The sequence below is a fragment of the Acidaminococcus hominis genome (assembly GCF_022484025.1).
Classification (GTDB): domain Bacteria; phylum Bacillota; class Negativicutes; order Acidaminococcales; family Acidaminococcaceae; genus Acidaminococcus; species Acidaminococcus hominis.
On the sequence record NZ_JAKVMG010000001.1, the window covers coordinates 2,376,688 to 2,389,681 of the forward strand.

Sequence of the window (12,994 nt, forward strand, 5' to 3'; positions counted from 1 at the left end):
AATCCGAACTTCTTGTGAAGAAATGTTCGAGGTTTTGACTAATTCACAGCAGCTGGGCTGCTGTGCTTAGTATACAAAACTAAAAGGAGGGTGCATCGCATGGAAGCAAAACAAGCATCCAAGCAAAACTGGGTGGATCGGTTTCTGAATACCATTGAAACCGTGTGCAACAAATTGCCTCCGCCCGCAATTCTGTTCGTGGTCTTATTCTTAATCGCTGCTGTAATTGGTACCGTAATGACCGCAACCAATTTCAGCCTGGTGAACCCGGCAACTGGGAAAGCCGTGGTATCCCAAAACCTATTTTCTAAGGACGGGGTAACCTGGCTGCTGAACAACCTGGTCAAGAACTTCACCGGCTTTGCCCCCATGGGTCTGGTAATCACCATGACTCTGGCCATCGGGTTCTGTGAAGAATCCGGCCTGTTGGTGACCATGCTGAGACGGTCCCTGAAAAATGTGCCGCCCTCCATTGTTCCCTATTTGATTGCTTTCCTGGGTACGGTGGGCAACATCGCTTCCGATACGGCCATGATCGTCATTCCGCCTTTGGCCGCCATTGTGTACATCGGCGTGAAAAAGCACCCGGTGGTAGGCATGATCGTTGGCTACGCCGGTGCCCAGGCTGGTTTTACCGCCAACCTGATGGTGGCAGGCACTGACTCCCTGCTGCAAGGCTTGACCAACCAGGCCATTGATGCCTTTTTGGGTACGCCCGGCGCCTTTGCCGTAGACGTAACCTGTAACTGGTATTTCATGTTCGTTTCCACCTTCCTGTGCTCTTTGGTGATTGGTGCAGTTTCTGTAAAAATCATCGAACCGCGCTTTGGCAAGTACGAAGGGGCGGAAACGGAAGCAGAGGCTGTTGAAGTAACCCCCACGGAAGTCAAGGCCCTGCATCATTCTGCGCTGGCCGTTATTATCTACGTGGTTATTCTGGCTGTAGGCTTCTTTACGGGCATCTTGTCCAAGGACGGTCATACCCTGGTAGGTTCTCTGCTGCTGAAGGGCCTGATTCCTATTCTGTTCTTCCTGTTCAGCATTGCCGGCATTGTGTTTGGTATGAGCACCGGGAAATTCAATTCCATTAAAAGCATCAACGGTGCCATGGTAAAACAAATGAGCGGTATGGGCGCCTATGTGGTGTTCTGCTTCTTCTGCGGCCAGTTCCAAGGGCTGTTCAACTGGACCCAATTGGGTACCTTGATGGCCATCAGCGGCGCTGACTTCCTGAAGGGCGTTGGTTTTACCGGTATCCCCATGTGCATTGCCTTTATCCTGATTACCGCCGGCGTAAACATTTTCGTTTCCTCCGGTTCTGCCAAGTGGGCTATTTTCGCCCCGATTTTCGTTCCCATGTTCATGCTGCTGGGCTACCATCCTGGTTTCGCCCAACTGCTGTACCGGCTGGGGGACTCCCCGGGCAACTGCTTCACGCCTATGAGCCCGTATATCTGGATGATCCTCAGCGTGGCCCAGGAAAAATACATGCCCAATCTTGCCATTGGTACCCTGATCTCCAACATGATCCCCATTGCGATTGTGCTGCAGATTGCCTGGATCCTTTTCCTGATTGGTTGGCTGGCGCTGGGCCTGCCCATTGGACCTGGTGTAGGAACTATGCTTCCTCCTGGAATCCTGTAAGAACCTGAAGTGGTGTGCGAATCTGCACACCACTTTTTTTGTGTCATTGACGGGGTGCGGTCAACAAAGTTATAATCTTAATTTATGGAGGATTTTATGGAACCGATACTTGAAACGAGAAATTTGACCCATACCTATATCGATGGCCAAAACCAGGAAATGACGGCTCTAAAGGGCATCAACCTGTCCATTGCCCCCGGTGAATTTGTGGCCATTATTGGCACCAACGGCAGCGGCAAGTCCACCCTGGCCCGGCATTTCAACGGCCTTTTGCTGCCCACGGAAGGCCAGTGCCTGGTAGCGGGAATGGATACGTCCCTGGAAGAGAACCTGTGGCCGGTGCGCCAGCAGGTGGGCATGGTCCTCCAAAACCCGGACAACCAGATTGTGGCTGCCATCGTGGAAGAAGATGTGGCCTTTGGCCTGGAAAACATCGGGGTGCCCGGACCGGAAATCCGGCCTCGGGTCCAGCAGGCCCTGGAAGTGGTGGGCATGACTGAGTATGCCAAGCATGCACCTCACCGGCTGTCCGGCGGCCAGAAACAGCGGGTGGCCATTGCCGGGGTGCTGGCCCTGGAGCCCCGCTGCATTGTTTTTGACGAACCCACCGCCATGCTGGACCCCAAAGGCCGGCAGGAGATTGTCAGCACGGTGCTGCGGCTGAACAAGGAAAAACACATTACCATTGTGTACATTACCCACAAAATGGAGGAAGCCATCCTGGCGGACCGGATCATCGCCATGGACCAGGGAACAATCGCCCTGGAAGGCACCCCCAAAGAGGTATTCACCCAGGTGGACCGGATTCGTGCCCTGGGCCTGGAATGCCCTCTGGCCGCTGAGGTGGCCAATGTCCTGAACAAACAGGGGCACAAATTGCCTCCCATTCTGACCCATAAGGAGTTGTGTGAAGCATTATGTCCATCCAAGTAGATCATATCTCCTATACCTATATGGCCCACACCAGTCTGGAGCAGAAAGCCCTGGATGATGTGAGCTTTACCCTGGAAAAAGGGGAATTTGTAGCGCTTATCGGCCACACGGGCAGCGGCAAGTCCACCCTGGCTGAGCATCTGAATGGGCTGCTCCATCCTTCTTCCGGCCGGGTGCTGGTAGATGGGGTGGACCTGGCCGGCAAAGGTGCCCAGGTAAAAACCGCCAGGGGCAAGGTGGGCATGGTATTCCAATATCCGGAACACCAGCTCTTTGCGGAAACTATTTATGAAGACGTGGCTTTTGGGCCTCGGAATCAGGGAAAGACCCCGGAAGAAGTGGAAGAAGCTGTCCGAAGCGCCCTGGAATTTGTGGATTTGGACTACGATACCTTTGCCCAACGGTCTCCTTTCCAATTGTCCGGCGGACAGATGCGCCGGGTGGCCATTGCCGGGGTAGTGGCCATGGAACCGGATTACCTGATTATGGACGAGCCCAGTGCGGGTTTGGACCCGGTCAGCCGGGACAATGTGTTCCACCAGCTGCTGCAAATTTTCCATAAGCGGAAAATGGGGGTGCTGCTCATTACCCATAGTATGGAAGAAGCGGCCCAGTATGCGGACCGGCTTCTGGTAATGCAGGGCGGGAAGGTCCATTTGGACGGCCCGGCCCGGGAATTGTTTGCCAAGGAGCGCCAAAAGCTCCAGGAGCTGTCCGTGGATATTCCGGAGAGCCTGAAACTGGCTGATGAGCTGGCACAGGCTGGGCTGCCCCTGCACGGTACGCCTCTTACCCAGGACGAACTGGTGGCAGCTATTATGCGGGCAAAGGGGTGGAAACATGCTGACTGATATTACGCTGGGCCAATACTATCCCGGCAATTCCTGCATTCATCGTTTGGACCCCAGGACCAAAATCCTGTCCGTCCTGTTTTATATGGTCATGGTGTTTATGGCCGATTCGCCGTTGTCCTACGGACTGCTGATTGCCCTGATTTTTTTGGGCACCCTGCTGGCCAAGCTGCCGGCAGGTCTGCTGCTGCGGTCGCTGAAACCCCTGTGGGTCATTATTTTGCTGACCATGGGCATTCATTTTGTTACGGATCCCGGGAAGGTGCTGTGGAGCTGGAAATTCATTACCCTGACAGAAGAAGGCATCATTCTGGGAATCAAGATGTCCCTGAGACTGGTGCTGCTGCTTTTGATTTCTTCCTTGATGACCTTTACTACGTCACCCATTGTACTGACGGATGGAATAGAATCCCTGCTGCGGCCCTTTAAGAAAATCGGGGTGCCGGCCCACGAGCTGGCCATGATGATGACCATTGCCCTGCGCTTTATTCCTACCCTGCTGGAGGAAACGGACCGGATCATGAAGGCCCAGATGTCCCGGGGTGCGGACTTTTCTTCGGGGAATATCATGAAACGGGCCCGGAATATGCTGCCCATTTTGATTCCCCTGTTTATTTCTGCCTTCCGCCGGGCCGATGAACTGGCCCTGGCCATGGAAGCCCGGTGCTACCGGGGCGGGGAAGGTCGGACCCGGATGAATGAACTGGTTTATAAAAAAGGTGATGGCGCTGCGGCCCTGGTGATGCTGGGCCTATTTGCCCTGCTGGCCTTTTTGAAATGGGGGCCGCTTGCTGCATGAGAAGAACCATTAAGGCCCTGGTGGCCTACGACGGAACCAGTTACCAAGGGTTCCAGCGCCAGAAAAACGGGGTAGGTGTCCAGCAGGTGCTGGAACGGGCCCTGACCCGGGTACTGGGCGAACCGATTTTGATCAAGGCGGCAGGCCGGACCGATGCCGGAGTCCACGGGCTGGGACAGGTGATTTCCTTTTCTACGGAAAGTCCCATTCCCCCGGAAAACTACCGGCGGGCTTTGGAGCCAGTCCTGCCCCCGGATATTGTCATCCGCACCGCGGAAGTGGCACCGGAGAATTTTCATGCCCGCTACGATGCTATTGAAAAAACGTACCAATACAAGGTACTTTATGCGCCTCTGCCGGATCCCTGTCAGCGGAACTATACCTGGGAAATCCGGGAGCCCCTGGAGGTAGAAGCCATGAACCAGGCAGCCCAGCTGCTTTTGGGCACCCACGACTTTTCTTCCTTCAAAAACCAAGGGAGCCAGGATCGGTCCCCGGTTCGGACCCTGAAGGAAGCTCATTGGGTGCAGGACGGGGACCTGTATGTGTTTACCATTACCGGGGACGGTTTCCTGTACCGGATGGTGCGCAATATTGTGGGCTGTCTGGTGCGGGTGGGCACCGGCAAATGGACGGTAGAAGATTTTGCGGCGGTACTGGCCGCTAAGGACCGGAAGCAAGCGGGGATGGCTGCTCCGGCCCAAGGACTTTATTTAATGCATGTGAAATATTAAAACGAAAAATTGGAAGGGGCTTTTGCAATGAAAAAAATGATGGGGAAAACCCTTAGCGTAACGGTACCACTGACCCTTTTGACTCTGGGCAGTGGACTGGCCCTGGCGGCCGATGCGGCCCAGGAACCGGTACAGGAGATTGTCATTACTGCCAACCGGCTGAAAAATACCAAGGCGGATACCCCTGCCAATGTAACGGTGATTACGGCCCAGCAGATCAAGGAGCGGGGCTACGAAAATGTGGCGGAAGCCCTGGAGGATGTATCCGGTGCCCGGGTCATGCAGGGTGGTATTGGCGCCGGTGAGCGCCACGTGATGCTCAACGGAGATGAGCGGGTGCTGGTGCTGGTGGATGGCCGCCGGGTAAATAATAGTATGGGGTCTATGGTGAAGGCTACGCTTGACCTGAATACCCTGCCGCCCATGGGCGCCATTGAGAAGATTGAAGTGGTGAAAGGCGGCGCCTCCACCCTGTACGGGGCGGACGCCGTAGGCGGCGTAATCAATATTATCACGAAAAATACGGAAGAAACTACGGGAACCCTGCGGGCAGGCTATGGCTCCTGGGGCAATCAGGACCTGGGGGTAACCGGCAGCGGCCGGCAGGACAAAACCGGAATTCTGGTCAGTGCCCAGCTGGAAAAGGCTTCCTACACAAAGTATAAGGATCATAATGGGGACACCAAGCGGTGGCCCGGCAGAAGTGACTATACCCAGGACGCCCTGTCCCTGAAGGTGACCCAGGATTTTGATGCCAACAGCGGCCTGACCCTGAACTATGACTATTCCAATCTGGAGGGCAATAACCCCTACCAGGTGAACTATTACAGCCCTTCCCAGATTGACAAGAAAACCAACAATGTGGGCCTGCGCTACGACTGGAACCGGAACCTGGACAACAAAGGCTATGTGCAGCTGTACCGGAACTATTATTCCTACTACAACCTGGGGGGCATGGACGAAACCGATTGGGCGGTGGAGGCCCAGCAGAACCTGAAACTGGCGGAGAACAATACGCTGATTGCGGGTCTGGAATACCGGCATGCCCAAGCTGAAAATATAGCCAGCTATACGGGAACCCAGGGGTATAACAACAAGGCTCTCTTTGTCCAGGACCAGTGGCAGTTCCTGCCTTCCTGGCAGTTAAACGCCGGGGTCCGCTATGATGACCATAGCCACAGCGGGAACCGGACCACGGGCAGTGTTTCCGTGAACAAGAAATTCTCCCAGGACAGCAATCTGTACGTATCCTGGAACCAGGTATTTCGGACGCCCACCATCGATGACCTGTATTATTATTCTGACCTGTCCCTGTGGGGGTGGGGCAAATATGTAGGCAAGGACAACCTGAAGGCGGAAACCGGCAATGTGTGGAATATTGGCTACAACTTTAAGGCCACGCCCAAAACTGATGTGAGCATTAATGCTTTCTATAGCCTGCTAAACAATGCTATTGAGTGGCGCGAAGTGAAGGTTAATGAGTACCGCACGGATTCCTACGCGGAGAATATCCAAAAAGAAAAGAAACGCGGCCTGGAACTGTCCGCTGTGCACCATTTGAATAAGCATTGGGATTTGGAAGGGTCTTATACTTATGTAAAAGTGGAAGATAATCGTGCTGATGCAGGCTACACCCGGGACAACAACTATGCCCCCAACTACTACCAGTTTGGGGTCCGGTTCCATGACCTGCGGTGGAACCTGTCCCTTAGGGGCCGGGCAGCCACCGGTCTCAGCCGGAAAAACTACGGGGAAGACCGGTACCTGACCATGGATTTCAATGCCCGGTACAAGTTTAACCAAAACTGGACCGGCTACGCCACAGTTTACAATTTGACCAACGCAGCCTATGCTGAGCAGGGCGGCGTAGTCGGAGGGCAGGATAGCTATCCCATGCCCGGACGCCGGATTATGGTTGGCGCGGAATATTCGTTCTAAAGAGGAAGGGGAGGCTGAGCGCTGCACAGCCTCTTTTTCTGTATCTGAAGCCTAAGAAGGAGGAACCCCATGAAAAGCCTGCGCTTTCTATTGCTGCTGGGTGTGCTGCTGGTGCTTTTTGGCTGTGGCCCAACGGCAAAACCCCAGCTAAAAAGCGGCTATACGGTAGTAGATGTCCGGGGAAAAACTGTCACTTTGCCCCAGGAGCCTCGGCGGATTGTGACCGATTCCCTCCATTTGGATGAAACCCTGCTGACCCTGGTGCCGGCAGAGCGTTTGGCGGCTGCCTATTATCTGGACGGGGAACCGGGGGTCTCCTTTATCAGTGAAGAAACCAAAGGCGTCACCCCCCGGCTGCGGGATTATACCCCGGAAGCTGTGGCTGGCGTCCAGCCGGATTTGTTTTTGGCTTCCACCTGGTCCGATCCGGGGCTGATTGCCAAGGTGGAGGAACTGGGGATTCCTGTGGTGGTGTGCTATGGCCCGTCTACGCTTGGACAAGTGGAAGACAATGTACGGCTGATGGCCAAAGCCCTCCGGCAGGAAGAGACCGGAGAAAAGGTGGTCCGGCAGCTGGAAGCGCAGCTGACAGAAATCGACCGGGTGGTGGCCCAGGAGCCCCAGCCCCGGCCGGTGGGGTTTCTGGTTTCGCTGATGAGCCGTTACGGCGGCACCGGGTCCCTTTACGACCAATTGACCAAGCGGGCGGGCTTTCGCAATGGCTTGGCTGAAGCCGGCCTGAAAAACGGAGATACCCTGACGCCTGAAGCAGTGCTCCGGGCGGACCCGGACTTTTTCCTGGTGGCCCAGCCCTATCCGGAGGAACAGCAGGATTATGCGGCTATCCGGCAGCAGTTTTTTGCCAATCCGGCCTACCAGGAGCTGCGGGGCCTGAAGCATCTGGTGGCGCTGCCGGACCGGTACGTCTATGACGCTTCTCCCAAGCTGGTGTATGGCATCAAGGCCATGGCCAACGCAGCTTTTGGCCGGAAATTGTTTGTTTGGGACAAAGAGCCGCTGCTCAAGGGGTACTGATATGACACTGGAATTAATTGGGGCCCGATTGGGCTATAGAGAAAAAGAGGTTTTGGACCAGGTGGACTTTTCCCTGGCCCAAGGAGAGTGTGTAGGGCTCATTGGCCCTAACGGTGCCGGGAAAAGCACCTTGCTGAAAAGCCTGGCGGGAATCCTGCCCCTTGGGCGGGGAACGGCTCAGGTGGACGGAAGGGAACTTAGGCAGCTCAGCCGGCAGCAGCTTGCCCGGAAAATTGCCTACCTGCCCCAGGACGGGCAGCTTGCTTTTGGGTATACGGCGGAGGACGTGGTGCTGACTGGCTGCTATCCCTATCTTTCCTGGCTGGCCCAGGAAGGGGAAGCGGAGCGGCAGCAGGCCCGGCGCTGTCTGGCCCTTATGGGAGCGGAAGAACTGACGGCGCAGCCGGTGGACCAATTGTCCGGAGGCCAACGCCAGCGGGTGCTATTGGCCCGGACCCTGCTCCAGCAGGCGCCCTATTGGGTGCTGGATGAGCCCCTGGGGGAACTGGACCTGGCGGCGGGGGAACAGCTGCTGCAGCTTTGCCGCCAGCTGGTGGAAAAAGGCCTGGGAATTCTGCTTTCCCTGCACGACCTGACCCTGGCTGCGGCTTATTGTGATCGGCTGGTGCTGGTGGGGCGGGGAAAAATTCTGGCCCAGGGCACTCCGGAACAGGTGCTGACAGAAACGCTGCTGAGTGAGGCTTATGGCCTTTCCTGCCAGGTGGTGCGGGGCCCTGGAGGGCTGCGGATTCAGCCCCGGCCCAATCCCCAACAGGAAAAACGGCAGCAGGAGTTATTGCAGGACATTTTGAAAAATCGATTTACGGAGGCAGATTAGTGATGGAATGGCTGAAAACAGGTTGGAGTTATTTTTTGCGGGGAGGTTTGGTAATGTGGCCCCTGCTGCTTTGTTCTGTGATTTCCCTGGCCCTTACCCTGGAACGGTGGAAGTATTTTCATAAGGAGGATTCAGGCCGGGTTTTTCCCCAGCAATTCTGCGCTCTGCTGCGGGAAAGCCGCTGGCAGGAGGCTTGGCAGCTGACAGAGAATACTCCGGGAGAAATGGCGGCTTTGGGACGGAAACTTCTTTCCGCTCCTCCCCAGGTCCGGACCAAGGAGAGCTATATTGTAGGGGAAAGCCGGCAGCTGCTGCAGCATTTTGAAAAAGGCCTGACCTATCTCCAGGTGATTGTGACCCTGGCGCCTATTTTGGGCCTTTTGGGAACCATCACCGGGATGATGGCTTCTTTTGATGCCCTGGGTACCCGCTGGGAAAATCCTTTGGCGGTTACCGCCGGGGTGGGGGAAGCCCTGATTACCACCATCTTTGGCCTGCTGATTGCCATTGTGACCATTTGCTGTCATACGTATTTTGCCCAGCGGGTAAAAACCCTGGCAGGGGAGCTGGAACAGGTGGATAATACCTTTATGGAAAATGCGGACAGCCTGCCGCAGCAAGGGGGCTGGCACCAATGATCCATTTCGGTTCTTCTTCCTCGGAAAAGGAATCCAATATCCAGATTTCCCCTATGATTGATATGGTGTTTCTGCTGCTGGTCTTCTTCATTGTGTGTACCATGTACATGACCCAGCAGTACGGGGTACCCGTGGAATTGCCCAAGGCCCAAGGGGTACTCCAGCAGGAAGCACCCTTGGAAGTAACCCTTACCCGGGACGGAGGCCTTTATTTCCAGGGGCAGCCGGTAACGGTGGAACAGCTAAAGGCTGAGGCCCAGACTGCGGTGCAGCAGGGCAAGGGTCAGGTGGTGAACCTGCGGGCCGACCAGGAGGTAAGCTACGGCCGGGTCATGGGTGTTATGGGAGAACTGAAAACCTGCGGCATCAAGGATTTTGCCCTGGCGGTGCAGCTGGAGGGAAGTCATGGCTAAGGGAAAATGGCCCGGGTATCTGGGCTGGTCCCTGCTGGTGCATGGTTTGCTCGTCTTTGCAGCAGGCGGGCTGCTGTACCAGCTGCGGCCAGCGCCCCAGCCCCCCAGCATTCACGTAACCCTTCAGGAAGTGGGGGGCAATACGGCAGGCGGCGCAGCCGGGGTGTCTGGCAACGCTGCCGGTACTGGGGAAAATACGGAACAGGTACTGCAGCAGCTGCTGCAGACCCCTACCGGCCCTTCAGCAGAAGGAGGCGAGCCGGGGAAAAGAGTACTTACTACGGGGGAGAGCAGTGCAGGGTTTTCTGCTCCCAGCGCTGCGGGCAGCGGGACTGGCACAGCAAGCCCTGCTGGCTCCGGCACGGGCACTGGCGCTAATGGCGGTGGAGAAGGCGGCGGAGAAGGCTCTGGCTCCGGGGCTGGGAACGGGGCTGGAAGCGGCAGTGCGGACCTTAGCCGGGGACCCGTCCTGTCCTCTTACCATAAGGTGTACCCAGCCTCTGCCCGGAGTGCCGGCGAAGAAGGCAGCGTTCTGGTAGGGGTAACGGTAAGCCCTTCGGGCGGCGTAACGGAAGCCTGGTTGGAGGAAAGCTCCGGCTACGACCGGCTGGACCGGGCGGCTCTCCAGTCGGTCCGGCAGGGGCAGTTCCAGCCGGCCCTGGACCGGACTGGACAGCCCATAACCAGCACCGCCCGAATTCGGGTACGGTACAGCCTGGAGGAGTGATTTTCTTGCAGAGGCCGAAAAGGCTTTGTATAATACAAGGAGAGAATAAGTCGTGGCAAGTGTCTAGACAGGAAAGGATGAGGCAGTATGGGAAAGAAGCAGGCAGGCTTGCTGCTGACGGGATTTATGGCCCTGGCGTTGGTACTGTCCGGACCAGGAATGAGTCAGGCGGCAGAAAATGATTGGGCCAAAACCGCCCATTTGACCCTGGAGCAGCCGCTGGAAGGGGAATTTCCAGGGCAGGTCATGGTTGCCCAGCAGGGGCTGGTGATCCGCAGCCAGCTGATTCAGGAAAATGGCCTGAATCTCAGCTATCCCCAGGTGTACCTGGCAGAGAATCCGGAGGCATCCCGGAAAATTTCCCGGTACCTGAAAAAGGTAGCGGAAAAGTCCCGGAAGGATTACGAAAAAGCCAACGTTCATTCGGAAAAGCTGACCTCCTATATCCACTACCGGCTGTGCCATTACGGCGAGGGGTATTTGTCTGTGCGGGAATACGGTATGGATTATTTTGAACGGGCAGCCCACCCCTTGAGTTGGGAACGGGGCTACACCTTTTCTCTCAAGACCGGGGAGCTGGTGAAATGGCAGGACCTTGTGCCCAAGCACCAGAAAGCCCTGTTTACTCTGGAAAAAATCAACGAAAAGCTGTGGGCAACGCCCTATGGCACAGGCCATTACTTCTATCCGGAATTTAAGGGCTTGGAAAAATTGCCGGAAAATTACTATCTGGACCCGGACGGCAGTATCCACTTTTTGTTCCAGCCCTACGAAATCGCACCGTATGCGGTGGGCATCATCGATCTGTCCATGCAAAACGGTATTTGAGCAAAAAAAGCAGGCAAAACCCTATGGCTTTGCCTGCTTTTACCCTATAGGAGGAATTCCCATGCAAGATCTGAAAATCGGAGATTTTGCGGACCTGTACCAGGTTTCCAAGGACACGGTCCGCTATTACGTGAAAATGGGTCTATTGCGGCCCCAGGTGGTGGGAACCCAGATGCATTTTGGCGAGAAAGATAAGCTGGATATGGGAACTATCCTGCGGCTGAAAAATATGCAGTTAAGCATTACGGAAATCCGCAGCCTGCTGTACCTGAAACGGATGTCCAACTTTATCGAGCCAGCCACCCTGAACCGATGCATTGAACTATTGGAAAATAAGGCCAAGGAGCTGCGGCAGCAGCGGGAAAATCTGGACGCCAGCCTGGAACTGCTCCAGCAGGAAATCCGGCAGCTGGAAGAACGGAAAAAGGTTGCCCATACGGCTGCCAGCGGGGTGCCGCTGGAGGCCATTGCCCTGCTGCGCTGCCCCCACTGCGGCAAAAGCTTTACCATTGAAGGTGGGGAAATCAGCCGGTCTTTCCTGATGAAAGGGCAGCTGCGCTGTGACTGCGGCTGCCAGATGGAGATTCGCAACGGCATCCTGCTGACGGGGAACCTTTATACAGGAAACCACGATACCCCGGACCTGGAGCGGAAACTGTACCATGAGACCGGGCTCCAGTTCAGTATCTGTGCGCCTCGCTGCCCGGAATTTATGCTGCAGGAGCTGAACAAGAGGGACTTGCACGGGAAAGTGATTTTTGAAGGGAACATCAACGGCTACTTTTTTATCTATAATTTTTTGGACAATCTGCCCCAGGACTGTCTGTACATTATTGCGGACAAGTACCCGGAAGTGCTGGCAGACTATAAATCCCTGATGGAGACCCTGGCTCCTGATCTAAAGGTTTTGTATATTGCGGATGCCGGTGAGCACCTGCCACTGGCCAGGGAGTCCCTTGATCTGGTGGTGGCCCTTTTTGGAGAGCTGGAATACAGCTTTTACCATAAGCAGTGCCAGCTTCAGAACCTGAAGGAACAGCTGAAGCCCGGAGCAGAGCTGATTGGGGCGTACCAAAGCCTGCCTTGGGGCAGCCAAAGCCGGAAAAACCTGATGCGTAAGTACCCCGAGGGCAGCAGCCGGATGTGCAGTATGAAAGCCCTGGAGGAAGAGTATCGGCAGAATGGGTACAGCCTGAAGACCAAGCTGCTGGGGACGGTGCTGGAGACCACCAAACATCACATGTATACCGAACATGTGGATGGGGAACCCTTGGAAATGTATGGATATGTGGGGAAAAAATTGTAAGCGAAAAATATTTTTGAAAAAGATGGAGTTAACTCCATCTTTTTTTTATGAGGCAAAATCCCTGGGGCGAACGAAACGGAGAATTATACAAAAAATAAAAATGACTTTTTTAAAGCGAGTTTGGTGAAATAAAGTCTGAAAGAATAGGAACCAAGAATGCTGTATGGTTAATACAGTATACATTATGGTTAATACAAGAAACAAATGGCTAAAAATAGAACAGATTGCATACAATAAGAAAACGTTCGGAGGACAGAACGTAAAGTTTCTTCTTGACGTGGTGTGGACTATAGGTCTTACTATGGGGGCA

13 protein-coding genes are annotated in these 12,994 nt (G+C 55.1%); all 13 read left to right on the top strand.

The window, feature by feature from the left end:
- The first annotated feature begins 99 nt into the window (after window positions 1–99).
- The 13 genes from LKE88_RS10740 to LKE88_RS10800 all read left to right on the top strand — a co-directional run bounded on the left by LKE88_RS10740 (window position 100) and on the right by LKE88_RS10800 (window position 12,684).
- Window positions 100–1,644, top strand: a complete 1,545-nt coding sequence (locus tag LKE88_RS10740) for an AbgT family transporter (protein WP_105326877.1) — start codon at window positions 100–102, stop codon at window positions 1,642–1,644.
- Between the two features lie 96 nt (window positions 1,645–1,740).
- Window positions 1,741–2,577: an energy-coupling factor transporter ATPase gene (locus LKE88_RS10745; RefSeq protein WP_105326878.1), complete on the top strand. Its 837-nt coding sequence runs from the start codon at window positions 1,741–1,743 to the stop codon at window positions 2,575–2,577.
- Entirely contained in the window at window positions 2,562–3,428 is an 867-nt protein-coding gene (locus LKE88_RS10750) for an energy-coupling factor transporter ATPase (protein WP_105326879.1), read from the top strand. The genes LKE88_RS10745 and LKE88_RS10750 overlap by 16 nt, the downstream gene beginning before the upstream one ends.
- Entirely contained in the window at window positions 3,418–4,227 is an 810-nt protein-coding gene (locus LKE88_RS10755; RefSeq protein WP_105326880.1) for an energy-coupling factor transporter transmembrane component T family protein, read from the top strand. Before LKE88_RS10750 ends, LKE88_RS10755 begins: the two co-directional genes overlap by 11 nt.
- Window positions 4,224–4,961, top strand: coding sequence for a tRNA pseudouridine(38-40) synthase TruA (truA, locus tag LKE88_RS10760; RefSeq protein ID WP_105326881.1), 738 nt, complete (start codon window positions 4,224–4,226; stop codon window positions 4,959–4,961). Before LKE88_RS10755 ends, truA begins: the two co-directional genes overlap by 4 nt.
- A 27-nt stretch (window positions 4,962–4,988) precedes the next feature.
- On the top strand, window positions 4,989–6,899 hold the full coding sequence (locus LKE88_RS10765; protein WP_276803568.1) for a TonB-dependent receptor plug domain-containing protein: 1,911 nt from the start codon (window positions 4,989–4,991) through the stop codon (window positions 6,897–6,899).
- 69 nt (window positions 6,900–6,968) lie between these two features.
- Window positions 6,969–7,934, top strand: a complete 966-nt coding sequence (locus LKE88_RS10770) for an ABC transporter substrate-binding protein (protein WP_276803570.1) — start codon at window positions 6,969–6,971, stop codon at window positions 7,932–7,934.
- A 1-nt stretch (window position 7,935) separates the two neighbouring features.
- On the top strand, window positions 7,936–8,772 hold the full coding sequence (locus LKE88_RS10775; protein WP_158572333.1) for an ABC transporter ATP-binding protein: 837 nt from the start codon (window positions 7,936–7,938) through the stop codon (window positions 8,770–8,772).
- A gap of 53 nt (window positions 8,773–8,825) precedes the next feature.
- Window positions 8,826–9,410, top strand: coding sequence for a MotA/TolQ/ExbB proton channel family protein (locus LKE88_RS10780; RefSeq protein ID WP_231086337.1), 585 nt, complete (start codon window positions 8,826–8,828; stop codon window positions 9,408–9,410).
- Window positions 9,407–9,823 carry an ExbD/TolR family protein gene (locus LKE88_RS10785; protein ID WP_270440834.1) on the top strand — a complete coding sequence of 139 codons (417 nt, stop codon included), beginning with the start codon at window positions 9,407–9,409 and terminating at the stop codon, window positions 9,821–9,823. Before LKE88_RS10780 ends, LKE88_RS10785 begins: the two co-directional genes overlap by 4 nt.
- On the top strand, window positions 9,816–10,550 hold the full coding sequence (locus LKE88_RS10790; protein ID WP_105326886.1) for an energy transducer TonB: 735 nt from the start codon (window positions 9,816–9,818) through the stop codon (window positions 10,548–10,550). Before LKE88_RS10785 ends, LKE88_RS10790 begins: the two co-directional genes overlap by 8 nt.
- Window positions 10,551–10,637: 87 nt before the next feature.
- Window positions 10,638–11,378 (top strand): RsiV family protein, encoded by a 741-nt coding sequence (locus LKE88_RS10795; RefSeq protein ID WP_105326887.1) that lies wholly within the window; start codon window positions 10,638–10,640, stop codon window positions 11,376–11,378.
- A gap of 61 nt (window positions 11,379–11,439) precedes the next feature.
- Window positions 11,440–12,684, top strand: coding sequence for a MerR family transcriptional regulator (locus tag LKE88_RS10800; protein WP_158572332.1), 1,245 nt, complete (start codon window positions 11,440–11,442; stop codon window positions 12,682–12,684).
- The last annotated feature ends 310 nt before the right edge of the window (window positions 12,685–12,994 follow it).